We start from the raw sequence: 23,801 nt of genomic DNA, 5'->3' as shown, positions 1-23,801 counted from the left end.
GACTACCATGACTCAATCAGGAACAATCCGCGCCGGCATGGGGGGCTGGACCTTCGAGCCGTGGGACACGTCCTTCTACCCGGACAAGTTGTCGAAGGCCAAGCAGCTGAATCATGCCAGCCGGCAGGTGCCGACTATCGAGGTCAACGGCACCTATTATTCGAGCTTCAAGGAACCGACCTTCGTCAAATGGGCGAACGAAGCGCCGGATGGTTTCGTCTATTCGCTGAAGGGCAACCGCTTCGTCACCAACCGCCGCGTGCTCGGCGAGGCAGGCGAATCGATAATGCGCTTTCTCGGGTCGGGCGTCGCGGCACTTGGCGACAAGCTCGGGCCGATCCTGTGGCAATTCGCGCCGACCAAGAAATTCGACCCGGACGACTTCGAGGCCTTCCTGAAGCTGTTGCCGGAAAAGCAGGACGGCGTTGCGCTGCGCCACGCAGTCGAGGTGCGCAACGACAGCTTCGTCGTGCCGGAGTTCGCAGCCTTGGCGCGAAAGCACAAGGTCGCGATCGTCTATGCCGACCACGCCAAATATCCAGGGATTGCCGACGTCACCGGCGATTTCATCTATGCGCGGCTGCAGACCGGCAGCGACCACAATCCCGATTGTTACACGCCCAAGGCGCTCGATGAATGGGCGGCGCGCGCAAAAACCTGGGCGGAAGGCAAGGTGCCGGCCGACCTGCCGCGTGCCGATCCTTCAACCGACGCGCCGGTCAAGCCACGCGACGTGTTCGTCTACTTCATCACCGAGGGCAAGGTCCGCGCTCCATTCGGCGCCATCGCGCTGATGAAGCGGGTCGCAGGCTGACGCCCCCGCTGTCGGTGGTCTGCCTGGCCGGGTCCTCAACTACCGGCTATGCGGCGCGCTCGTCCGAACGCCGATCAACCCTGACGATCTCGTTGAAAGCATCGAGATCGACATAGAAGACCTTTGTGATCTCCGCGATGAGTTCGTCGTGGTCATACCCCTGCGATTTCAGAATGTTGATGGCTGTTAGGATGTCGACCCGCTCCGTGAGCCGTCGTTTCTGGTAGTCCTCGACATAGCGCTCCATCGACTGGCCCTAGCTCCCAAGCACCCGAAATGTTGGACGACAACAGATCGCTGGAAGGGAGCGGCTTGCGCGCAAGCATGCCGACGCGGCCCGCGCCTTCCCCTGATCTGCCAAGTTGGAACTGGTACGGAAAGCGGCCGACTCACCAAGGCCAAGCAAAATCTAGCACGCAATCTCCAGCGCGCCAGAGTTGCAAAGTAATGGAATCAATAAGAATTCAGACAGTCAGGAATTTGCGGACGTCCGCCCGGTCGAGATCCTCGGCGGGGCCGGTATGGACGATCTGGCCGCGGTCCATGATATTGACCTCGTCGGCCAATTCCCGGCAGAAATCGAGATATTGTTCGACCAAAAGCACGGCAATGCCGGCCTGGTCGCGCAGATAGCGAATGGCGCGGCCGATATCCTTGATGATCGACGGCTGGATGCCTTCGGTTGGCTCGTCGAGCACCAGCAGCTTCGGCCGCATCACCAGCGCCCTGCCAATGGCAAGCTGCTGCTGCTGGCCGCCGGAAAGGTCACCGCCGCGGCGCGCGAGCATCTGCTTCAGCACCGGAAACAATTCGAAGACGTGACCGGGAATATTGCGGTCGGCGCGCCTCAGCGGCGCGAAGCCCGATTCGAGGTTTTCCCGCACCGTAAGCAGCGGAAAAATCTCCCTGCCCTGCGGCACGAATGCGATGCCCGACCGGGCGCGATCATACGCCGCGCTCCGGTCGAGCGCCTTCCCCTCGAAGGCAACACTTCCGCTCGTCAGCCGATGATGGCCGACGATCGATCTCATCAAACTGGTCTTGCCGACGCCGTTGCGGCCGAGCACGCAGGTGATCTTGCCGGCGCCAGCCTTCAGCGAGACGCCGCGCAGCGCCTGGGCAGCGCCGTAATGCAACGTGGCATTGGAGACTTCGAGCATGGTCAGTGCTTTCTCCAACGCCTGAAGAACGAAAGGTCGAAATGATGGAACGGAACGCGCCAGACCATGTTCATCTCCCCAGGTAGACTTCGACGACGCGCTCGTCGGCCGAAACGAAATCGAGCGAACCTTCGGAAAGGACCGAGCCTTCGTGCAGGCAGGTGACCTTGACGCCGAGCTCGCGCACGAAATGCATGTCGTGCTCGACGACGATGACCGAATGGTCGCGCGCGATATCCCTAAGCAGCCGCGCGGTCTCTTCGGTCTCGGCGTCGGTCATGCCGGCAACCGGTTCGTCGACCAGCAGCAGCTTCGGATCCTGCGCCAGAAGCATGCCGATCTCGAGCCATTGTTTTTGGCCATGGCTCAAATTGGCGGCGAGCTCGTCGCGCTTGTCGCCAAGCCGGATGATGCCGAGAATGTCGTCGATCTGCCGCACGTCCGCGGCCGAGCGACGATGGAACAGTGCCGGGAAGATCGAGCGCGGGCCTTTCAGCGCCAGCATCAGATTGTCCTCGATCGTGTGGCTTTCGAAGACGGTCGGCTTCTGGAATTTACGGCCGATGCCCATCATGGCGATTTCGGCCTCGTCGTGTTTGGTCAGGTCGACCTCGCCGTCAAAGAAAACCTCGCCCGCGTCGGGCCGCGTCTTGCCGGTGACGATGTCCATCATCGTCGTCTTGCCGGCGCCGTTGGGGCCGATGATCGCCCGCATCTCGCCCTTATCGAGCACCAGCGACAGGTTGTTGATGGCGCGAAAACCATCAAAGGAAACCGACACGCCGTCGAGATAGAGGATGGTGTTGCTCTTCGACATCAGGCCATCACTCCGCCGGCTGCGGTTCGGCGCCGGAGGCCGACCAGTCGCCCGGCCTTCTCGCCGCCGAGCGATCGATTTTCGGCGGCACCGGCGCGTCGGGATCGATGCCGGCTTCCTCGGCGGCCGAGGCTGCCCGCATCGCCTTGGCGTTGCCGCGCCAGGAATCCCACATGCCGATGATGCCCTTGGGCAGGAACAGCGTGACGGCGACAAACAGTCCGCCCAGCGCAAACAGCCAGAATTCCGGCAGCACGCCGGTGAACCAGGATTTACCGGCATTGACTAGAAGCGCGCCGATGATCGGCCCGACGATGGTGCCGCGCCCGCCGACGGCCGCCCACACCACCACCTCGATCGAATTGGACGGCTCGAATTCGCCGGGGTTGATGATACCGACCTGCGGCACGTAAAGCGCACCGGCGATGCCGGCCATCACCGCCGACACGGTGAAGGCGAACAGTTTGACGTTCTCCGCCCGCCAACCGAGGAAGCGTGTGCGGCTCTCGGCATCGCGCACTGCCATCAAAAGCTTGCCGTATTTGGAACCGACGATTGCCCAGGTGACGAAGACGGCAAACGCCAGCATGACGGCGCTGGCCGCGAACAGCGCCGAGCGTGTCATGTCGGCCTGCACGTTGAAGCCTAAAATGTCCTTGAAATCAGTCAGGCCGTTATTGCCGCCGAAACCCATGTCGTTGCGGAAAAACGCAAGCAGCAGCGCATAGGTCATCGCCTGGGTGATGATCGACAGATAGACACCGGTGACGCGGCTGCGGAAGGCAAACCAGCCGAAGACGAAGGCGAGCAGGCCGGGTACCGCAAGCACCATGACCGCCGCGAACCAGAAATGGTCGAAACCATACCAGAACCACGGCAATGCCTTGTAGTTAAGGAATACCATGAAATCCGGCAGCAGCGGATTGCCGTAGACGCCGCGCGAGCCGATCTGGCGCATCAGATACATGCCCATCGCATAGCCGCCGAGCGCGAAGAAAGCGCCATGGCCGAGCGAGAGGATGCCGCAATAGCCCCAGACGAGATCGAGCGCCAAGGCGAGCAGTGCGTAGCACAGGTATTTGCCGGTGAGCGCGACGATATAGGACGGCACGTAAAACGCACTTGTCGGCGAGACCGCAAGATTGAGCAGCGGCACGACGATGGCAACCGCCAGCAGGATGAAGATGGTGATGGCGACGCGGCGGTCGGCGCCGGCGGCAAAGAAGCGTCCCGTGATCATGCTTCCACCGACCTGCCCTTTAGCGCGAACAGCCCGCGCGGGCGTTTCTGGATGAACAGGATGATCAGCACCAGGACGACGATCTTGCCGAGCACCGCTCCGGCATAAGGTTCGAGGAACTTGTTGACGATGCCGAGCGAGAAAGCGCCGACCAGCGTGCCCCAGAGATTGCCGACACCGCCGAAGACGACGACCATGAAGCTGTCGATGATGTAGCCGCGGCCGAGATTGGGCGAGACGTTGTCGATCTGGCTAAGCGCGACACCCGCGATGCCGGCAATGCCGGAGCCGAGTGCAAACGTTAGCGCATCGACCCAAGGCGTCCTGATGCCCATCGAGGCGGCCATGCGGCGATTGGCGGTGACGGCACGCATCTGCAGCCCCCAAGGCGTACGTTTCATCACGTAGAGCAGCACCGCGAACACGCCGAGCGCGAATACCAGGATCCAGAGCCGGTTCCAGGTCACGGCAAGCTGGCCGATATTGAACGAGCCGGACATCCATGACGGGTTGCCGACCTCCTGGTTGGTCGGCCCGAAGATGGTGCGTACGGCCTGCTGCAGGATCAGCGAGACACCCCATGTCGCCAGCAGCGTCTCCAGCGGCCGGCCGTAGAGGAAGCGGATCAGCCCGCGCTCGATGACGAGACCGACGAGCGCCGCCACCAGGAAGGCCAGCGGCAAGGCGATGACCAGCGACCAATCGAACAGGCCGGGAAAGGAATTGCGGATCACCTCCTGCACGACGAAGGTCGTGTAGGCGCCGAGCATGACCATCTCGCCATGCGCCATGTTGATGACGCCCATGACGCCGAAGGTGATGGCCAGGCCGATCGCCGCTAGCAGCAGCACCGATCCAAGCGATATGCCGTACCAGATATTCTGGCCGGCATCCCACAGCGCCAGCGTCGAATTGATGTTGGCGATCGCCGCCGTCGCCGCGTCCTTCACCGCACCTTCGGAATTGGCCTCTACCGACGTTAGCAGCGACACCGCATCGCGGTCGCCGCGCGCGCCGATGAGCGCGATCGCCGCCAGTTTGTCGGCCTCCGGCCTGTCTGAAACGAGAACCGACGCGGCGCGGGCCTGTTTGAGCAACGCCTTGACGCTTGCCACGCTCTCATTGGCGATGGCGGTGTCGAGCGGCTCAATGTTTGCCGCGTCCGGCGTCTTGAACATGGTCTCGGCGGCGGCAATGCGCACGGCCGGATCCTTGGAGCCAAGCGTCAGCGTGCCCAGCGCGTCGCGGATGACGCGGCGCAGCGTGTTGTTGACCTTGATCTTGGTGATGTCGCCCTTGGCAACTTCGCCCGATCTTTCGCCGGTGAGCGCATCGAGCAACTCGATGCTGTCGCCGCTGTCCTTGCCGACAAAGACCAGTGAATCGGCCTTGCGGACGTAAAGACTGCCCTCCGCAAGCGCGGCAAGCGGCCGTTCTACGGCCGGATCGCCGGAAGCCGCAAGCTCCCGCACGACGGCTTCGATCGCCGGAAAATTGGTGGCGGTGGCGAATTTGGCGATGACGGCGCGCAGATCCGCTTCGGCAGCGTTTGACGGCGGCAGCGTCCCCAGGAGGAGGAGCAGCATCAGGCCAATCGCGCGGATCAGGATCATTGGTTTCTGGTGGCTGTTGAAGGTTGAATGTCGCCTCCGGGCAGGCTGGAGGAGGAACCTGCCCGGAGGCTTGCGGGTCTGGGAGGACAGACCGGGAGGATCAGTTGGTTCCCTTGCCGCCGCATTTGCCGGTGGCAACGTTGAAGTTGCCGCAGGACAGAGGCGCGCGCCAATCGGAGATCAGGTCCTTGGAGTCAGGCAGGTAGTCGGACCACTCGTCGCCCATCACGAGGCCCGGCGTCTGTGAGACGGTTTCGAACTGGCCGTCGGCCTGGATTTCGCCGATCAGCACCGGCTTGGTGATATGATGGTTCGGCATCATGGTTGAATAACCGCCGGTCAGGTTCGGCACCGAGACGCCAACCATGGCGTCGATGACCTTGTCCGGATCGGTGGTGCCGGCCTTCTCGACCGCCTTCACCCACATGTTGAAGCCGATATAGTGGGCTTCCATCGGGTCGTTGGTGGTGCGCTTGTCGTTCTTGATGAACTTGTGCCAGTCGGCGATGAACTTCTCGTTCTCGGGCGTATCGACGCTTTCGAAATAGTTCCAGGCGGCGAGATGGCCGACCAGCGGCGCGGTGTCGAGACCGGCAAGCTCTTCCTCGCCGACCGAGAAGGCCATGACCGGGATGTCCTCGGCCTTGATGCCCTGGTTACCGAGTTCCTTGTAGAACGGCACGTTGGCGTCGCCGTTGACGGTCGACACGACGGCGGTCTTCTTGCCGGCCGAGCCGAACTTCTTGATCGCCGAGACTTCGGTCTGCCAGTCGGAGAAACCGAACGGCGTGTAGTTGACCATGATGTCTTCGGCAGCAACGCCCTTCGCCTTCAGATAGGCCTCGAGGATCTTGTTGGTGGTGCGCGGGTAGACGTAGTCGGTGCCTTCGAGCACCCAGCGCTTCACCGAACCGCCATCCTCGCTCATCAGATAATCGACGGCCGGAATGGCCTGCTGGTTCGGCGCCGCACCGGTGTAGAACACGTTGCGCTCGCTTTCCTCGCCCTCATACTGGACCGGGTAGAACAGGATGTTGTCGAGTTCGCTGAACACCGGCAGTACCGACTTGCGCGACACCGAGGTCCAGCAGCCGAACACCGCCGCGACCTTGTCCTTCGAGATCAGCTCGCGCGCCTTTTCGGCGAATAGCGGCCAGTTCGAAGCCGGATCGACGACCACCGCCTCGAGCTTCTTGCCGAGCAGGCCACCCTTGGCATTCTGCTCTTCGATGAGCATCAGCATGGCGTCCTTCAGCGTCGTCTCCGAGATCGCCATGGTTCCCGACAACGAATGGAGGATGCCGACCTTGATGGTGTCGTCGGCCGCCTTGGCGGGAACGCTCATCAGCAGGCCGGCGGTGACCACGCCGGCCGAAAACATTTTTGCTATTGTCGAGAAACTACCCCTCATACTTTTTAACTCCCAAGCTGGTTAACTGCATCGGAACAGACCATGCAACGGCTGTGCCAATCACGGGAGCAAGGTCGGAGGATTTGAGATTTCCCAGCTCTGTCAGTCGGTTAATGTATTAGCCGCAGGAGATGAACCTCGCCTGCCATGTTCGAAACGAGAAAGGATCACCCGTATCGGCCTAAGTTTTACTCACATATAGGCCAATGCCCTAATTTTGAGCAGCATCATATGAGCGCTGGCGAGGATTGCAGCGCCGGAGCGAAATGAGGCAAGTTCGAACCCTTAACGGGAGACTCCATGGCCTTCAGAGCTTCTTGCATTTTCACCGCCATGCTTCTGCTGGCGACGACGACCGTAGCGCGCGCCGGCTTCAGCGACGGCAAGCTGCCGGACGGCTCCTATCATTGCGAAGTCTACCTGCTTGGCATGTTCCTCAGCCTCGGCGACATCACCATCAAGGGAAACGTCTATAGCGGTCCGGTGAGCTTCGGCATCGCGCCGCAGAGCTACAATTACCAGATGGATGCGGACGGCGTGATCACCTGGCTAGGTCCGCTGGGCGGCTACACCAGTGGCGGCAACTCGATCTCGCTTACGCAAGCGACGCTGGAAAGCGGAACCACCCCGTCCTTCGACATTATCATGAAGCAGCCGGACGGCGCCTTTACCGCCTCGACTTGCACGAAGCGTTGAAAAAGTACGGAACCTTGCGAGGTTTCGTATCCCGAAGCAGAAAGCCGCCTAGCTCTCCGCCGCCAGATCGAGCGCCAGCCGGGTCATATCGGCGAAAAGCCCCTGGCGTTCGGAATAGTCGGTTTGCTCGCCGGTTGCCACGTTATCGACGACGGTCAGGATCGACAGCGCCCGGGCACCGAAATCGGCCGCAATGCGGTAGAGCGCGCTGGTTTCCATATCCACGGCGAGCGCGCCCTGGGCCTGCGCTTCGGCAAAGCGTTCGCGCCCCTGCGGATGATAGAAAATATCGCTGCAGATGGTCCGCCCGGCCCGATGGTCGATGCCGAGTTCCGAAGCCCGGGCCAACGCCTGGGCCAACAATACCGGATCGGGGTCGGCATCGGCACGATAGAGCCCAAAAATCTGGCCGCTCTCCGCATTTTCGCCGCGCACCGATTGCGCGATGACCAGGCTGCGCAGCGCCATCTCGGCGGTCAGGCCACCGCAGGTACCAGTGCGGATCAACGTTTTCGCACCATAGAAGTCCAGCAGCTCATGCACATAGACCAGGAATGACGGGACGCCGATGCCGGTGGATTGGATGCTGACAGGCTTGCCGCGAAACAACCCGGTAAAGCCGAGCGCGCCGCGTCGGCGGTTGACGCAGCGCGGCGCTTCCAGAAAAGTCTGCGCCATCCATTCAGCGCGCTGCGGATCGCCCGGCAGCAGCACCGTGCTTGCGTAGTCGCCCTTGCTTGCCTCGTTGTGTGGCGTCACGGCATGCTTTCCAAAACCCGTCGCCCGTTTCGCCTGCAATCATGGCAGTCTCACGACATTGCGCAAGCTGAGCATTGGAAGGGTCAGGATTCCAGCATGTCCTTTACGATGGTGGCCAATTGCTTGAGCGAAAACGGCTTCGGTAAGAAGCCGAAATGCGCGTCGGCCGGCAAGTTCTTAGCGAACGCGTCTTCGGCATAGCCGGACACGAAGATGAACTTGATGTCGGGCTGCCGTTTGCGCAATTCGCCAAGCAGCGTCGGGCCGTCCATTTCCGGCATCACCACGTCCGACACTACGATGTCGACCTTGCCGCCGAGCGCTTCGTAGACTTCAAGCGCCTCGACGCCCGAGGACGCCTCGTGGACGGTGTAGCCGCGCGATTTCAGCGCCCGCATGCCACCCATGCGCACGGCGTCCTCGTCTTCGACCAGCAGCACCGTGGCCGAGCCCGACAGATCCTTGGCTGAGTCGGCGATCTTGGCAGGGGCGGCCGGCACTTCTCCAGCCTCGCCCGCCTTTCTTGCCTCCGCAATGTGCCGCGGCAGGAAGATGCGGAACACGGATCCCTTGCCGACTTCGGAATCGCAGAAGATGAAGCCGCCTGTCTGCTTGATGATGCCATAGACCATGGACAGGCCGAGGCCGGTTCCCTTGCCAACCTCCTTTGTCGTGAAGAAGGGCTCGAAGATCTTTTTCAGCACATCAGGCGCGATGCCGCTGCCGCTGTCCTCGACCTCGACCAGCACATAGTCGGCCGGAGTAAGTTCGCGGTAGGAAAAGGTTTTGCACTCTCCGGCGCTGACATTGCGGGTGCGTACGGTGAGGTCGCCGCCAGCCGGCATCGCATCGCGCGCATTGACCGCCAGATTGACCACCACTTGCTCGAACTGCCCGATATCGACCCTGACCGGCCACAGGTCGCGGCCATGGTCGATCTTGAGCTTGATGTCGTTGCCGACCAGCCGGGCAAGCAGCATCCTGAGATCGGCGAGCACGTCGGTCAGGTTGAGCACCTCCGGCCGCAGGGTCTGCTTGCGCGAGAAGGCCAGCAACTGCCGCACCAACGAGGCCGCCCGGTTGGCATTCTGCTTGATGTTCATGATGTCCGGGAACGACGGATCGGACGGCCGGTGGTTGGTCAACAGCAGGTCCGAGGCCATGATGATGGCGGTCAGCACATTGTTGAAATCATGCGCGATGCCGCCGGCGAGCTGGCCGACCGCCTGCATCTTCTGGCTCTGCGCCATCTGGCCCTCGAGGGCTTTTTGCTCGGTGGTCTCGACGGCATAGACGATGGCCGATTCCTCGGCGCCTTCGCCGCCGGTACCGTCTGCGACCGCGTTGACGTAGAAGCGTATGTGGCGCTCCTCATTGCCGGGCAGCACCGTATCGATCGGCTCGATGTCAGCCTGTTGCTGGCGTGCCTTTTCGAACGCCGCGGCGAAAGCCGGCCGGTCGCGCTCGTGGATCACCGTATCCAGCCGCACACGCCGATCGACCGCGTCGCGGTCGACGACCGAGGAAAACAGCGACAGAAACGGCGCATTGGTGCGCAGGATGCGGCCGACGTGGTCGACGCCGGCTATCGCCATCGGCGTCGAGTTGAAGAACCGCGTGAAGCGTATTTCCGAGGCGCGGAGGTCAGCCGAAGCGTCCTCGCCTTGCGTCCGGTTGAGCACGATGGTGCGAGTCGGGCCGTTGAGGCCCTCTCGACTGGCCGAGACACGATGCATGAAGCGCACCGGCAGCGCCTCGCCGGTCATCGTCGTCAGATCGAGATCGATAACAGCATTGCGCGTGGTACCCGCATCGGCCTTGACCGAACGGACCAGCGCCATGCCGTCGCCGGCGACGATCTCCGGCAGCGTGATGGCGCCGGGGGTGAAGCTGGCCAGGTCGATGCCCAGCCACTCCGCGAGGGTCGCGTTGATATAGGTGACGCGGCCTTCCTGGTCGGCGGAAAAGAAACCGGCCGGCGCATGGTCGAGGTGATCGATGGCCTTTTGCAGGTCGAGAAAGAACCGCTCCTGCTCGGCCCGTTCCCGCGAGATATCGGCAAGCTGCCAGGCAAGCATCGGCAGCCGCTGGCCGGGAACGCTGAAGGCGCGGGCCCGGACGCGGTACCAGCGCGCGCCCGGTTCGGCGCCTGGCCGAATGGACTGCGCGAGCCGAAACTCGCCGTCGCCCGGCTGGCCGTCGCGCAGGCCTGACGCCAGCCGGTATATGGTCACCGAGGCCTCGGGAACGTCTGAAAGCAAACCTTCGACCGTCTTGAGGTCGGCGGCCGACTCGGCACCCGTCATATCAGCATAAGTCCGGTTGGCGTAGATGATACGGCCTTTGGTGTCGGTGACCAGGAGACCTTGCGACATCGAATCGACGAAAGCTTTCGACAGTTCGTCGCTTGTCGAGCGCGGCGTGATATGCACGAAGCCGATTGCAGTGGCGAATAGAAAGCCGACACCGATCATCGCCAGCACGCCAAGCATGCCGAGCAGGAATGGATCGCCAAGTCGCTCACGGAAAAGGCCGAAGACGATCGCTGCCCCTGTCAGGACGACGATGAAGACGATGAGCCGGGTGACCGCTCCCGGCCGCGTGTTCTGGTCGACGATAGGTACCGGATAGAAATCGCCGCGCGCTTCCTTGGCCATGTGCCCCCTGCTCGTGAATTCCGGTGTCGGTTGAATCATATTCTCAGGGTCGGGAAAAGGCCCGGCTGCAGATGTCCGCTAAAAATGACGCCGTTCGGCTCCCGGTGTTTCGAGCTGTTCACGAAGCGTGAAAGGCAACTTGCGGTCGCCTGCCGCAACAGTCTAGTGTCGCCTCTCTTCGAAAGCTGATTTTGGGGGAACCAATGCTGCAATGGCTGGATGGCGTGGCGGGTCCTGGTTATGCCGCAGCAATCCTATGGACGTTTGCAGTACTTGTCCTTCTGCTCATCATTCTTCTTATCATCAGGCTTGTCCGCAGCCTGACATTCGGAACATTCGTCGCCGGCGGCAGGAACCGCAAGACGCGGCTGGCTGTCATGGATGCCACAGCGGTCGACAGTCACCGGCGGCTAGTGCTGGTGCGCCGCGACGACATCGAGCACCTGCTCTTGATCGGTGGTCCGACCGATGTCGTCGTCGAGCGCGACATCAGGCTCTCGGCGCTGCGGCGCCCGGCATTGACCGGAGACAACAGCCACCAGCCGGCAGCAAGGTCGGCTTCGACCACAGCCGCGCCGGTGAGGCAAGCGCCGCCGCAGCCGGCAAGCGTGGCCGCAACCCCTGTCCGAGCCCGCCAGACGGCGACGATGCCCGCAACAATGCCGGCGCCCGCGCCGAAACCGGCATCGAACGTCACACCGTTGCCAAGTTATGGATCCGTCAACGCCAATGCCTCGCGACATGCGCCGCCGCCGGCAAAACAGGACTCCCCGGCAAGATACGAGCCGCCGGCACAGCATGAGTCCATCGACGATGCGCTGATGAAAGAGCTGGAGGTTTCCCTCGACGAGCCACGCTTCAGCCAAACGCCGAGCAAGCCGGCGGCGAAGGCATCGCCCTCTCTCGACGACGAGATGACGAAGCTCCTCGGCGAGTTGTCCAATCAGAAAAGATAGGCCGATAGCGACCGGCCAATGAAAATGGCCGGAAAACCGGCCATTTTGAACGCTTTACCGATGCCGCTGATTTTCCCGCCGACTCAGTCGTCGCGGTAGACCTTCTCGCGCCGCTCATGGCGCTCCTGTGCCTCGATCGACAACGTGGCGATCGGGCGCGCGTCGAGCCGCTTCAGTGCGATCGGCTCGCCCGTCTCCTCGCAATAACCGTAAGTGCCTTCGTCAAGGCGCTGGAGGGCGGAATCGATCTTCGAGATGAGTTTTCGCTGGCGATCGCGGGCGCGAAGTTCGATGGCGCGGTCGGTTTCCGAGGAGGCGCGATCGGCGAGGTCGGGGTGGTTAGCGTTTTCCTGCTGCAGGATTTCGAGAGTTTCGCGCGCTTCGCGCAAGATGTCGTTCTTCCAGGTGACGAGCTTCAGGCGAAAGTAGGATTTCTGCCGCTCGTTCATGAACGGCTCGTCTTCGGAGGGTACGTAATCGGCGGTAACGATGTCGTTCATTCGACTCACCCAACAAACCCCAAATTTGGCGCCTATATATTCGCGGACCGAAAACTGCACAAGATCAATCGACGACAGTTTCACGCAATTGTTAGTGCCGGACAAACCAGCATCTGCGATGCCCTTTTTGCGAAGAATACGACCGAATCCGTACATGATTCGCTATGCTTGAGGGGCGCTTGCCATTGCGCACGGAGCTCTTCTGATGGCAAATCCTGCGGCGTGTTGACGGGTTCGGTGCCCGGCACAACGGGAATCCGGTGACCAGACTTTATCTGCTGAGGCATGCGAAGGCCGGCTGGGCACTGCCTGGCGTGGCTGACTTCGACCGCCCGCTCGATGCATCCGGCTTCGCCGATGCCGAAGCGATGGGCGCGCTGATACGTTCCCGCAAATACGTACCGGGCCTCACCCTTTGCTCAAGCGCCAGGCGCGCCCGCCAGACGCTGGAAAGCTTGGCTGGCCACACCGACACGGGCCGGGTGCTGTTCCTTGACACGCTCTACAGCGACGATGCCGCCGCGTACCTCGCTGCCATCCGGCAGAATGGCGGGCTGGATGCCCTGCTTGTCATCGGCCACAATCCGATGATTGAGGATCTCGCCATGGCGCTCTCAGGCGACGGCGAGGAGACCGCGCGGGCCATGCTGAACCACGGCTTCCCGGCCTCCGCACTTGCGGCGGTCCGGTTCAACGGCAGTCTTGCCGAGGCTGCGCCGGGCGCCGGCTATCTCGAAGCCTTCCTGACGCCTGCCGATATCTGAGGCCATTTCAAAGCCGCGCATCAAAGCCTATATCGGATCCTGACCGGCCCGCGAGAACAGATTTGGCATCATCGCTGACGACTTTTACCGACGAGGCGAAGATTGCCTTGGATACGTTGTCAGGCCGCGCTGCCGGGCTTTTCGCTCCGTCGCTGCGCCTTGGCGTGACTGGGCTGTCCCGCGCCGGCAAGACGGTGTTCATCTCGGCCCTGGTGCACAATCTGGTCCATGGCGGACGCTTGCCGCTGTTTGAGGCACAAAAATCGGGGCGCATCGCCCGCGCTTTTCTCGAAGAGCAGCCGGACGACGCGGTACCACGCTTCCAGTACGAGGATCACATCGCGGCTCTTGTCGACGATCGGGTCTGGCCGGATTCGACGCGTGCGATTTCCGAACTGAGGCTCACCATCGAATACGAATCGGCCTCTGGCTGGAGCCGCATGTTTTCCGCCGGCAAATTGTCGGTCGACATCGTCGATTATCCCGGCGAATGGCTGCTCGACCTGCCGCTGCTCAGCAAGTCCTACGCCGATTTTTCGCGTGAGGCCTTCGAGATGGCCGTGTTGCCGGTTCGTGTCGATCTTTCGCGGGAATGGCGGGCGCTCTCCGATCCGGTCGACCCGAACGCCGACGCCGACGAGATGACGGCGCGCCGTCTCGCCGAGAGCTTCGCGGCCTATCTCAAGGCCTGCAAGCTCGACGAGCGGGCGCTTTCGACCTTGCCGCCCGGTCGCTTCCTGATGCCCGGCGATCTTGAAGGCTCGCCCGCTCTCACCTTCGCGCCGCTACCGAATCTGGGCGGCCGGCGCGCCCGCTCGGGATCGCTGCAGGCGATGATGGAGCGGCGCTATGAGGCTTACAAGACGCATGTCGTCAAACCGTTCTTTCGCGAACACATCACGCGTCTCGACCGCCAGATCGTGCTCATCGACGCATTGCAGGCATTGAACGCCGGCCCCGGCGCGATGGCCGATCTGGAACGTGCGGTCACCGAAATCCTGTCCTGTTTCCGCCCCGGCCGGGGCAACTTCCTGACCGACCTGTTTTCGAGGCGCATCGACCGCATATTGGTGGCCGCGACCAAGGCCGACCATCTGCACCACGAAAGCCACGACCGGCTGCAGGCGATCGTGCGGCGGCTAGCCGACCGCGCCGTGGCGCGAGCGAATTTCACCGGCGCCGACGTCGACGTCGTGGCCATGGCGGCCATGCGCGCGACCCGTGAAGGCACGGTCAAGCAGAGCCGCGAGACTTTGCCGGTCATTATCGGCACGCCATTGCGCGGCGAAAAAATCAATGGCGAAACCTTTGACGGAAAGACCGAAACAGCCATATTTCCCGGTGACTTGCCGAAGAAAGTTGATGCGGTGTTCGACGTTTCCGAATCGGCCCGCCGCCAGAACAATGACGACCCCGCGATCCGCTTCGTGCGCTTTCGCCCGCCGAAACTCGAGCGCACCGCCGAGGGCGTCACGCTGTCGCTGCCACATATCAGGCTCGACCGCGCGCTGCAGTTCCTGATCGGAGATCATCTCGCATGAGTGCGCCCCGCAGGCCGGCGGCCTTTCGCATCGAGCCAGAGCCCCAGCAGAAGGAGGATCCGACGGCTCGCCATGCCGCGTCCGAGGCCGCGCCGGCGCGAAAGCCGCGCACCGTGAAGGCGGATCTTGCCGTGGTCACACCGGCGGAGATCGACGTCTTCGAGGAGCCTGATATCGTCGCTGCCGAACCGCCGCCGGCGATTGCGCCGCGAAAACGTTCGCTGCTTGGCAGCCTGTTCTTCGGCGCGCTGGGCGTTCTGGTTTCGCTCGCCGTCGGCCTCTGGACCGACCAGCTGATTCGCGACCTGTTCGAGCGCGCCGAGTGGCTGGGCTGGCTGGCTGCCGGTATGGCCGCGATCGCCATCCTGGCGCTTCTGATCATCCTCGTGCGCGAGTTCATGGCGATTGCCCGCCTTGCCGAGGTCGAAAAGTTGCAAAAGCGGGCGCTCGATGCGATTGCCCGCGACGATCCGAAGGCCGCCCACGCCGTGGTCGACGAGTTGTCGGCATTTGTCGCGGCCAAGCCTGAAACCGCGGCCGGCAGGCGCTCGCTGGCCGAATTGCGCGGCGAGATCATTGACGGCGGCAATCTGGTGCGGCTGGCCGAGACCGAGATCCTCGGCCCGCTCGATGCCCGCGCCAGGGTGATGATTCTCGAAGCGGCGAAGCGCGTCTCCCTGGTGACCGCGGTCAGCCCCCGCGCGCTGGTCGACGTCGCTTACGTCGTGTTCGAAGCCGGCCGGCTGATTCGCCGCCTGTCGGAGCTCTATGGCGGCCGCCCCGGCACGCTTGGCTTTTTCCGCCTGGCGCGCAGCGTTCTCGCCCATCTCGCGGTCACCGGGTCGATCGCCGTCGGCGACAGTTTCGTCCAGCAGATTGTTGGCCACGGCCTTGCCGCCAGGCTCTCGGCCAAGCTCGGCGAAGGCGTCGTCAACGGCATGATGACTGCGCGCATCGGCATTGCAGCGATGGAAACCGCAAGGCCCCTGCCCTTTTACGCTGTCAGGCGGCCCGGATTGGGCGATTTCCTCTCCGCGCTGACCTCCTTTGCAGCAAAGAAAGAAAAAGAAACATCCGCTTCCGGAACGTGACTGTCGCCTTGGGGTGACAAAGCATTAACCAATCTTGTCCATGGTCGGAAGCGTCCAAACCAGTCTCTTTGTTGCCGGGTGTCGTCGATGAAAAGCGTTATTCTGTCCAGCGGGCTGCCCGTGGCGCTCGCGCTTGTCGCAACCGTCGGCATTGCCGGAAAGACCTCGGCGGCGGAACCGGACAAGCAGTTCTTTCGGTCGGTCGAAGGCAAATGGGTCGGCCCCGGGGAAATCGTTGCCGGCAAATACAAGGGCACGAAATTCACCTGCAGCTTCATCGGCTCGACGCCTGACGGCAAGGTTGGCATGTCGCTCGACGGCGGCTGCCGGGTAGGCATGTTCACCCAGCAGATGTCGGCAACGATCGAACACAAGGGCCGGCAGGGCTACAAGGGCAGCTTCATGGGCGGGGCCGCCGGCTCCGGCCTCGACATTATCGGTGGCAATGTCGTCGATGCGCACAAGGTGGTTTTCACCATAAATCGCAATCAGTTGCGCGGCGTTATGCAGGCGCTTGTCCCCGACGACAATTCGATGACGGTGACCGTTGCCGTGCGCGTCGACCAGCAGCTGGTACCGGTCATCGGCATGAAGTTGAAGCGGATCGACGCAGTCGAGGTCGGCTCCATAACTCCGAACTGACTTTCAGCGTGAGAAAGGCGGCGGCCAGACGGCGCCGCCGTCTTTTGATTTGCAATTAAGTGCTCAGCCCTTGATCGCGGCAATCACCTCGTCATAGGCCTTGCAGGCCTCGGCCGCTGTCGTGCCGCCCTGATATTTGGTTGTGACCGCCTGGACCTTGGCCGCGAGGTCGGCTGCCTTGGCTGGATCCTTGGTAATCGCAGCCTGAAGTGCCGCAGTCATGTCCTGAGCCTTCTTGGTCAGTATCTCGGTCGTGCACTCGGGTGCTTTCGAACAGGCAGAGCCGGCAAGTGCCGCGATGCCAACGGCAACCAGCAAAAACGTCTTCATGTCAGTCATCTCCTCAAAAAAGGGGCCGCGACTTGATCGTCGTTCACCCTCCACTGGCCGAAGCCGGGCGTCCTTAGCGCCGGATTGCTAGAACAAGCAACGCCAGGGAGACCATTATCCTGTGCAGTGCGCCTGCAATATCGCCTTCACAATGCGCTGCATTCGCACTGTTCGATCCGCCGCGAACCCCCTATCTTGGCCGCTTGTTGCAAGAGAGCGGAACGGCAGGCATGGCGGCAGAGGCATCGAACAGCGATCTGATCCAGGTGGTGGCGCTGCTTGCCGCCGGCGTCGTTGCGGTACCGATCTTCAGGCGCATGGGACTCGGCTCCATCCTCGGCTATTTGGCGGCCGGTGTCGTGATCGGCCCGTTCGGACTGCGCATTTTTTCCGAATCGGAAGCCATTCTTCATGTCGCCGAACTCGGCGTCGTCATGTTCCTGTTCATCATCGGGCTGGAGATGCAGCCGTCACGGCTATGGGGCCTGCGCCGCGAGATTTTCGGGCTTGGCGCGCTGCAGGTCGGCGTCTGCGCGGTCCTGCTGACCGGCGTCGGGCTGGCGGGAGGTTTTCCTATCGCGCAATCCTTCGTCGCCGGCGCCGGTTTCGTGCTCACCTCGACGGCCATCGTCATGCAATTGCTGGAAGAACGCGGCGAACTGGCCACGCCCAAGGGCCAGCGCATCGTTTCGGTCCTGCTTTTGGAAGACCTGGCCATCGTGCCATTGCTGGCGCTGATCGCCTTCCTCGCGCCGGGCGGCGCCGATATGAGCCTGTCGGATCGGTTGACGGAGGTCGGCATCGGCCTTGCCGCGATCATCGGGCTGGTGCTTGCAGGACGCTATCTGCTCAATCCGTTCTTCCGTATCCTGGCGGATGCGCGCGCCCGTGAGGTGATGACCGCTGCCGCCCTTCTGGTCGTTCTCGGGTCAGCGCTTGCCATGCAGCTTTCCGGCCTGTCGATGGCGATGGGCGCCTTCCTGGCCGGCGTGCTTTTGTCGGAATCGACCTTCCGCCACCAGCTGGAGGCCGACATCGAACCGTTCCGCGGTATTCTGCTCGGGCTGTTCTTCCTCGCCGTCGGCATGTCGCTCGACCTGCATGTGGTCGTCATCAACTGGCAACTCATTGCCATTTATGTCGTCGCCTACATGGTGATGAAAGCGATCGGCATCTATATCGTTGCCCGCATTCTCAAAACCGGCCACCGGGAAGGGCTCGAGCGCGCGGTCTTCATGGCGCAAGGCGGCGAATTCGCCTTCGTCCTCTATTCCGCAGCGGCGGCGGTCGGGATCATCGATAGCCAGGCCAATGCGATGCTGACCGCCATCGTCATCATTTCCATGGTGCTGACGCCGTTGGCGATCATAGTCCTGCGGTATCTGACGCCGCGCGACGAGCAGTCGCTTGAAGGCGTCGATGTCGCGCAGGGCCTGACCGGCAGCGTGCTGATCATCGGCTTTGGCCGGTTCGGCCAGATCGCCAGCCAGCCGCTTTTGTTGCGCGGGATCGACGTATCGATCATCGACAATGAGGTCGAAATGATCCAGGCGGCAGCCGATTTCGGCTTCAAGGTATATTATGGCGATGGCACGCGGCTGGATATCCTGCGGGCCGCGGGAGCCGGGCGGGCACGCGCCGTGCTGATCTGCGTCGACAAGCCCGATGCCGCCGTGCGCATCGCGGAACTGATCAAGGCGGAGTTTCCCTTGCTGACGGTGCTGGCACGGGCGTTCGACCGCGGCACGGCGTTGCAGCTCATTCGTGCCGGCGTCGACTATCAGCTCCGCGAGACGTTCGAATCGGCGCTTGTCTTCGGCGGCTCGACCCTGGAAGCCCTCGGCGTCGACCCGGAAGAAGTCGCCGAGGTAGTCGAGGACGTCCGCCGCCGCGACGCTGCCCGTTTCGAGCTTCAACAGGCCGAAGGCATCCGCGCCGGACGGCGCTTCCTCAAAGGCAATATCGGCACGCCCATCCCGACGCCGCTCAGCACGCCACGGCGCGCGGGCCAGGCGCTCAACGAGGAGACCGCCGGCGTGCTGCAGAAATCCGAACCGGCCGATTAAACCTTGGAACGACGCGAATGATGAACGAACTGGACGAGCGCGCTCTCTCCGTCACCGGATTCTGGCGCGACGCGGGGGAGGACGCGTGGTTCGAGAAGAACGACGCCTTTGATATCGACTTTCGCACCCGGTTTTTCGATCTGCACTTCGCCGCCGCCCGCCGCGAATGCGACGGCTGGTCTGAACACGCCGAAGGGTCGCTGGCACTGATGATCCTGTTCGACCAGTTTCCGCGAAACTGCTTTCGCGGCACCGGCCACGTGTACGCCACGGACCCGCTGGCGCGGCATTTCGCCGGGAAAGCGATCGCCGCCGGCCATGACCTGGCGCTCGACGAAAACCTCCGCGTCTTTCTTTATTTGCCCTATGAGCATTCGGAGGACCTCGCCGATCAGCTCAGATCGATGGAGCTTACCGCCGCCAAAGCCCCCTCCTACCTGAAATATGCGATCGAGCATCGCGACATCATCCAGCGCTTCGGCCGCTTTCCGCATCGAAACAGGATGCTTGGCCGCGAGACGACACCAGACGAACAATTGTTCCTCGACGGAGGTGGGTTTTCCGGCTGACTTCGGGCACCGATGGCGGCAGCGTCAGGCCTTCCACCAATCCCGGCCCGACGGCAGCCGTTCAATGCCCGATGTGTCGACGGCGGCCAGTCGCTCCGACACGCTCTTGCCGTCGACCACAAGCTCCGGCGCAATTTCTGCCAGCGGCGCCAGCACGAAGGCGCGCTCCAGCATGCGCGGATGCGGCACCTCCAGTCCGGTCTCGTGGATGATGCGGTCGCCGAACACCAGAATGTCGATATCGATCAGGCGTGGACCCCAGCGCTCCTCGCGCACCCGCTTCAGTTTTCGCTCGGCGTCGAGGCAAAGGTCGAGCAAAGCCCGCGGCGCGAGCGCGGTCGAGATTTCGGCCGCCGCGTTGAGGAAATCCGGCTGATCGAGCTTGCCCCAGGGCGGCGTGCGGTAGAGCGACGAAACGGCAATGACGCGCGTGCTCTCGTCGGCATCCAGAATGCCCAGTGCCGCAGCCATCGACTTCGCCGGATCGCCGAGATTGCCGCCAAGGCTGAGATAGACGGTGTTGTTGTTGTTACTATTCTGGCCAGACAACGGTCACCTCGACATGATCGAGCACACCCGGCACCGGGGCGTTCGGCTTGCGCACCGTGATCTCGGCCTTTTTGATCTGCGGAAACCGCGCCGTCAGCGCCCTCGCCACTTCGAGCGCCAGCGCTTCAATCAGAAAGCGCCGTTCGCCGGTAATGATCTTCTCGATGACCGCAAAGGCGATGCCGTAATTGACGGTGTCCTCGATGGAATCCTCGACCAGTGCCCGCCCGGGATCCACCGTGAGTGCCGCATCGACATAAAAGCGCTGGCCGAGCGTCTCTTCTTCGTCCAGCACACCGTGCCGGGCAAAGAAGGCGCAGTTCTTCATGCGGATGACATACATGGCTCAGCTTTCCCCGATCTCACGTGCCAGCATAGCATCGGCGATGGCCAACGCGTCCACGTTGATTGCGACATCGTGTACGCGAAAAAGATGCGCGCCTTTGAGCCTCAGGATTACGCTGGTGGCCGCGGTTCCGGCGCCTCTTGCGGCTGCGTCGCGGCCGGTGACGGTGCCGATAAAGCGCTTTCGCGATGTGCCTGCCATCAGTGGAAAACCTAGCGCACGAAGCTCGGAAAACCGTGCCATCAGGTCAAGATTTTCCGCGGCCGTCTCCTTGGCGAAGCCGAAGCCCGGATCGAGCACGACATGATCGTCGGCAACACCGCTCCGCCGCGCAATTTCCAGCGACGTCCTGAGGAAGAAAAGCTGATCGGCAATCACGTCGGGCAGTTTCTGTCGGTCCCGTCCCGTGTGCATGATGACAAGCCCGGCGCCGGTTTCGGCTGCGACGCGGGCAATGCCCGGTTCGCGCTGCAGGCCCCAGACGTCATTGACGATATGTGCGCCGGCTTGGACGGCAAGCTGGGCCGTAGCCTCGCGATAGGTATCGACCGAGATCAGCATTCCGCCAGACGTCGCGAGCGCCTCGATGACCGGCAATATGCGGGCCTGCTCTTCCTTTGCGGAGACCGCAGACGCCCCGGGACGTGTCGATTCTCCGCCGATGTCGATGACGGAGGCCCCCTCCTCCACCATGCGGCGCGCCTGGGCCGCCGCTTTTTCCGGCACATCGAACAGGCCGCCGTCGGAAAAACTGTCCGGCGTGACGTTGAGGATGCCGACGACCACGGCCTTACTGCCAAGGTCGAGATGGCGCCCATGCGCCAGCTGCCATCGCCCTGTCATCATTGCCCATCAACCATGTTCGATCCCGCGGCGTGGCCGGGGATCAATTCCGTTGCGCCGAGGACGGCGGTAAAGCAAGGTGGGGAAAGAGGCAACACGATGAAACGATCCCTCCTCTGCGCCCTGATGCTCGCTCTGACCGCATTCCCGGCCGGCGCTGCAACTCTCATCAAGACATATAGTTATTTCCCGATCGGCGGCAGGACGCTCGACGACATCGAGACCCAGCTGTCGAAACTCGGGCCTCAGGTGAAAAGCACCGGGTCGCGGCATCCAGGCGCTACCCAGATGGCGTTCACCACCCGCGTCAGCTATGCGCAAAACCCGGGCTCGTGCTGGATTGCCGACGCTGTCGTCACCGTCAAGGTCAAGGTCATCCTTCCCGAGTGGCGCCGTCCGCGCAAAGCCGATGCCGGCGTCAGGCTGTTCTGGGATACGTTATCCGCCGACATCAAGCGCCATGAGGAGCGCCACGTCGAGATTGCCAAGAACCATGGCCGCGAACTCGAAGACGCCCTGAAGGCAAGCTACCCGGAAAAGACCTGCGAACTGGCCAAGGCCAAGGCCGCGAAAATTACAGCGGTCATGCTTGCCAAGCACGACCAGGAGCAGATGCGCTTCGATCGTGTCGAAAGCGTCAATTTCCACAGCCGTATCCTGCGGCTTTTGCACTATCGCATCGAGCGCATTGAGAACGGCCGGCTCGCTCCCGGCTGAACTCCGCGTCGTTGGACAAAGCCAATTTGGAACAAAGCCAATTTTGCCGAAGCATGGTGCCAGCTTCGAAAAACTTTCGAGCCGCTGTCGAAATCGGCCTATAGCGAACGACATATGTCAAGTTCGCAAGGGTCAGTCCCAAAGGCACGAGTACACGGGCCAATCTGCACACTCGACGCACTCCAGCCGTCCCGGACGTGCATGCAAGTGTAATGGATGAATGGATATGGACCAGGCTATTGACAAGCAAGCGATGGTGGAAACCAGCACGCCGCTGACCGAAACCGAGAAAAACGCCATTATCGGCGGCGTGCTTTTGTCGATGCTGCTGGCGGCGCTCGACCAGACCATCGTTGCGCCGGCGATGCCGACGATGGCACGTCTGCTCGGGCATGCCGAATATCTGCCGTGGATCGTGACCGGCTATCTGCTGACCGCGACCGCCGTGGCGCCGCTCTACGGCAAGATCTCCGACATCTATGGCCGCCGGCCGACCGTCTATGCGGCAATCCTGATCTTTCTCGCCGGGTCGTTGGTCAGTGCCATGGCGCCCAATATGCTGATCCTTGTCGTTGGCCGGGCGATCCAGGGCGCTGGCGGCGGTGGTCTGTTCGCGCTGACACAGACCGTGATCGGCGACCTCGTGCCGCCGCGCGAGCGGGCCCGCTACGCCGCCTGGATCTCGGGCACCTGGGCCGTCGCCAGCATCGCCGGGCCGCTGCTCGGCGGCACCTTCGCCGAACATCTGCATTGGTCGCTGATCTTCTGGATCAACATCCCGCTCGGCCTGCTGGCCATGGCGATCATCAACAACCCGCTCAAGAAGCTGCCGATCGCCGCAAAGCATCACCGCATCGACGGCCTCGGCGCGCTCCTTCTGGTCGCGGCCACCTCGCTGCTGCTGCTTGCCTTGAACTGGGGCGGCAGCGAGTATCCGTGGCTGTCACCTGAAATCCTTGGACTGCTCGCCTGCTCGGCGGTGTTCTGGAGCGCGTTCGCACTGCGGCTCATGCGCGCGGCCGAACCGCTGATCTCGCTCGAAGTGCTCGGCAATCCGATCGTTCTCGCCGGCACGCTGTCGATGTTCCTGCTGCAGGCTGCCAATGTCGGCTTGTCGGTCTATCTGCCGGTCTACCTGCAATCGGTCGTCGGCCTGTCGGTCAGCGAATCGGGCACCGCGTTGCTTGGGCTGATGCTCGGCACGGTGGCCGGTGCGACGTTCAGCGCGCGAATGATCCCGCGCTTTTTCCACTATAAGCGCATTGCCATGATCGGCACCGTTTTCTCGATCCTGTGCCTTGGCGTGCTCAGCCTGATCGCCGGGAATGCCTCGCTATTGCTTGTCGAGGTGTTAACGACCTGCGTAGGGCTGGGCACAGGCACGACCTTTCCGGTTGCCACCGTCTCGGTCCAGAACGCCGTCGATCGTATGCACCTTGGCGTGGCGACCGGCGTTCTCACCTTCCTCCGCTCGCTGGGCAGTGCGCTTGGCGTCGCCATGCTTGGTGCCGTCGCCCTTGGCTACGGCCTGCCGCTGGCCAGCGAAGGCACGCAGCCGGCCGGCCATATCGCCTCCGCCACACCGTTCGTGATGATCTTTCTTGCCGCGGCCGCGACCTTGCTGCTGTCGTTCATCACGCTCTGGCTGATGCCGGAAAAAACGCTTCGCGGCCATGCCGAGGCTGTGGCCCCAGCCCTGGCGGAGTAGACCGGCCCGACG

General features: G+C 62.6%; 24 protein-coding genes. 11 read left to right on the top strand and 13 right to left on the bottom strand.

The window, feature by feature from the left end; translation table 11 throughout:
• Window positions 1–7 precede the first annotated feature (7 nt).
• The gene (locus NKJ40_RS13380; protein WP_352466421.1) at window positions 8–814 is read left to right on the top strand and encodes a DUF72 domain-containing protein; all 807 of its coding nucleotides are present in this window, start codon (window positions 8–10) and stop codon (window positions 812–814) included.
• A 46-nt stretch (window positions 815–860) separates the two neighbouring features.
• Here the strand turns inward: NKJ40_RS13380 and NKJ40_RS13375 are convergent, their stop codons facing one another.
• The 6 genes from NKJ40_RS13375 to urtA all read right to left on the bottom strand — a co-directional run bounded on the left by NKJ40_RS13375 (window position 861) and on the right by urtA (window position 7,055).
• Window positions 861–1,061, bottom strand: coding sequence for a hypothetical protein (locus tag NKJ40_RS13375; RefSeq protein WP_352466420.1), 201 nt, complete (start codon window positions 1,059–1,061; stop codon window positions 861–863).
• Between the two features lie 217 nt (window positions 1,062–1,278).
• Window positions 1,279–1,974 (bottom strand): urea ABC transporter ATP-binding subunit UrtE, encoded by a 696-nt coding sequence (urtE, locus tag NKJ40_RS13370; protein WP_292653442.1) that lies wholly within the window; start codon window positions 1,972–1,974, stop codon window positions 1,279–1,281.
• Window positions 1,975–2,044: 70 nt separating this feature from the next.
• Window positions 2,045–2,791, bottom strand: coding sequence for an urea ABC transporter ATP-binding protein UrtD (urtD, locus tag NKJ40_RS13365; protein ID WP_352466419.1), 747 nt, complete (start codon window positions 2,789–2,791; stop codon window positions 2,045–2,047).
• A gap of 7 nt (window positions 2,792–2,798) precedes the next feature.
• Entirely contained in the window at window positions 2,799–4,031 is a 1,233-nt protein-coding gene (gene urtC / locus NKJ40_RS13360; protein ID WP_352466418.1) for an urea ABC transporter permease subunit UrtC, read from the bottom strand.
• Window positions 4,028–5,644: an urea ABC transporter permease subunit UrtB gene (gene urtB / locus NKJ40_RS13355; RefSeq protein ID WP_352466417.1), complete on the bottom strand. Its 1,617-nt coding sequence runs from the start codon at window positions 5,642–5,644 to the stop codon at window positions 4,028–4,030. The genes urtC and urtB overlap by 4 nt, the downstream gene beginning before the upstream one ends.
• Window positions 5,645–5,744: 100 nt before the next feature.
• Entirely contained in the window at window positions 5,745–7,055 is a 1,311-nt protein-coding gene (gene urtA, locus NKJ40_RS13350; protein ID WP_376704326.1) for an urea ABC transporter substrate-binding protein, read from the bottom strand.
• Between the two features lie 300 nt (window positions 7,056–7,355).
• On the opposite strand from urtA, the gene NKJ40_RS13345 reads away from it, so the two are divergent.
• Window positions 7,356–7,751, top strand: coding sequence for a hypothetical protein (locus tag NKJ40_RS13345; RefSeq protein ID WP_352466416.1), 396 nt, complete (start codon window positions 7,356–7,358; stop codon window positions 7,749–7,751).
• Between the two features lie 48 nt (window positions 7,752–7,799).
• Here NKJ40_RS13345 and NKJ40_RS13340 read toward each other — a convergent pair whose 3' ends face one another.
• Together NKJ40_RS13340 and cckA are read right to left on the bottom strand one after the other, a co-directional pair.
• Entirely contained in the window at window positions 7,800–8,510 is a 711-nt protein-coding gene (locus NKJ40_RS13340) for a purine-nucleoside phosphorylase (RefSeq protein WP_352466415.1), read from the bottom strand.
• 83 nt (window positions 8,511–8,593) lie between these two features.
• Window positions 8,594–11,167 (bottom strand): cell cycle histidine kinase CckA, encoded by a 2,574-nt coding sequence (gene cckA / locus NKJ40_RS13335; RefSeq protein ID WP_352466414.1) that lies wholly within the window; start codon window positions 11,165–11,167, stop codon window positions 8,594–8,596.
• Between the two features lie 203 nt (window positions 11,168–11,370).
• On the opposite strand from cckA, the gene NKJ40_RS13330 reads away from it, so the two are divergent.
• Window positions 11,371–12,123 (top strand): hypothetical protein, encoded by a 753-nt coding sequence (locus NKJ40_RS13330; RefSeq protein WP_352466413.1) that lies wholly within the window; start codon window positions 11,371–11,373, stop codon window positions 12,121–12,123.
• Between the two features lie 83 nt (window positions 12,124–12,206).
• Here NKJ40_RS13330 and dksA read toward each other — a convergent pair whose 3' ends face one another.
• Window positions 12,207–12,623 carry an RNA polymerase-binding protein DksA gene (gene dksA / locus NKJ40_RS13325; protein ID WP_023717816.1) on the bottom strand — a complete coding sequence of 139 codons (417 nt, stop codon included), beginning with the start codon at window positions 12,621–12,623 and terminating at the stop codon, window positions 12,207–12,209.
• Between the two features lie 260 nt (window positions 12,624–12,883).
• Here dksA and NKJ40_RS13320 point away from each other — a divergent pair, with 260 nt between their 5' ends.
• The 4 genes from NKJ40_RS13320 (at window position 12,884) to NKJ40_RS13305 (ending at window position 16,661) form a co-directional block, all read left to right on the top strand.
• On the top strand, window positions 12,884–13,387 hold the full coding sequence (locus NKJ40_RS13320; protein WP_352466412.1) for a SixA phosphatase family protein: 504 nt from the start codon (window positions 12,884–12,886) through the stop codon (window positions 13,385–13,387).
• A 62-nt stretch (window positions 13,388–13,449) separates the two neighbouring features.
• The gene (locus NKJ40_RS13315; protein ID WP_352466411.1) at window positions 13,450–14,928 is read left to right on the top strand and encodes a YcjX family GTP-binding protein; all 1,479 of its coding nucleotides are present in this window, start codon (window positions 13,450–13,452) and stop codon (window positions 14,926–14,928) included.
• Window positions 14,925–16,019 carry a YcjF family protein gene (locus tag NKJ40_RS13310; protein WP_352466410.1) on the top strand — a complete coding sequence of 365 codons (1,095 nt, stop codon included), beginning with the start codon at window positions 14,925–14,927 and terminating at the stop codon, window positions 16,017–16,019. Before NKJ40_RS13315 ends, NKJ40_RS13310 begins: the two co-directional genes overlap by 4 nt.
• Before the next feature lie 87 nt (window positions 16,020–16,106).
• Entirely contained in the window at window positions 16,107–16,661 is a 555-nt protein-coding gene (locus NKJ40_RS13305; protein WP_023674843.1) for a hypothetical protein, read from the top strand.
• A gap of 63 nt (window positions 16,662–16,724) precedes the next feature.
• On the opposite strand, the gene NKJ40_RS13300 is transcribed toward NKJ40_RS13305, so the two are convergent.
• Window positions 16,725–16,991 (bottom strand): hypothetical protein, encoded by a 267-nt coding sequence (locus tag NKJ40_RS13300; RefSeq protein ID WP_352466409.1) that lies wholly within the window; start codon window positions 16,989–16,991, stop codon window positions 16,725–16,727.
• Window positions 16,992–17,221: 230 nt separating this feature from the next.
• Between NKJ40_RS13300 and NKJ40_RS13295 the strand changes: the two genes are divergently transcribed.
• A complete protein-coding gene (locus NKJ40_RS13295; RefSeq protein WP_352466408.1) occupies window positions 17,222–19,057 on the top strand; it encodes a monovalent cation:proton antiporter-2 (CPA2) family protein in 1,836 nt (611 codons plus the stop codon).
• A gap of 17 nt (window positions 19,058–19,074) precedes the next feature.
• The gene (locus NKJ40_RS13290) at window positions 19,075–19,626 is read left to right on the top strand and encodes a DUF924 family protein (protein ID WP_502903707.1); all 552 of its coding nucleotides are present in this window, start codon (window positions 19,075–19,077) and stop codon (window positions 19,624–19,626) included.
• A gap of 24 nt (window positions 19,627–19,650) precedes the next feature.
• Here NKJ40_RS13290 and folK read toward each other — a convergent pair whose 3' ends face one another.
• Genes folK through folP form a run of 3 tightly spaced genes read right to left on the bottom strand, consistent with a single transcriptional unit; the run spans window position 19,651 to window position 21,367 of the window.
• Complete coding sequence (folK, locus tag NKJ40_RS13285) at window positions 19,651–20,175, bottom strand: 2-amino-4-hydroxy-6-hydroxymethyldihydropteridine diphosphokinase (RefSeq protein ID WP_352466407.1); 525 nt, start codon at window positions 20,173–20,175, stop codon at window positions 19,651–19,653.
• Window positions 20,159–20,518 (bottom strand): dihydroneopterin aldolase, encoded by a 360-nt coding sequence (gene folB / locus NKJ40_RS13280; protein WP_023674838.1) that lies wholly within the window; start codon window positions 20,516–20,518, stop codon window positions 20,159–20,161. Before folB ends, folK begins: the two co-directional genes overlap by 17 nt.
• Before the next feature lie 3 nt (window positions 20,519–20,521).
• Window positions 20,522–21,367: a dihydropteroate synthase gene (gene folP, locus NKJ40_RS13275; RefSeq protein ID WP_352466406.1), complete on the bottom strand. Its 846-nt coding sequence runs from the start codon at window positions 21,365–21,367 to the stop codon at window positions 20,522–20,524.
• 96 nt (window positions 21,368–21,463) lie between these two features.
• On the opposite strand from folP, the gene NKJ40_RS13270 reads away from it, so the two are divergent.
• Window positions 21,464–22,081, top strand: coding sequence for a DUF922 domain-containing Zn-dependent protease (locus tag NKJ40_RS13270; RefSeq protein WP_352466405.1), 618 nt, complete (start codon window positions 21,464–21,466; stop codon window positions 22,079–22,081).
• A 226-nt stretch (window positions 22,082–22,307) separates the two neighbouring features.
• The gene (locus NKJ40_RS13265) at window positions 22,308–23,789 is read left to right on the top strand and encodes an MDR family MFS transporter (RefSeq protein WP_352466404.1); all 1,482 of its coding nucleotides are present in this window, start codon (window positions 22,308–22,310) and stop codon (window positions 23,787–23,789) included.
• Window positions 23,790–23,801 lie beyond the last annotated feature (12 nt).

This window comes from Mesorhizobium sp. M0119, assembly GCF_040322615.1.
Taxonomy (GTDB): domain Bacteria; phylum Pseudomonadota; class Alphaproteobacteria; order Rhizobiales; family Rhizobiaceae; genus Mesorhizobium.
The sequence above is the reverse complement of the archived record's forward strand: the minus strand, read 5'-3'. Positions and strand labels throughout refer to the sequence as shown.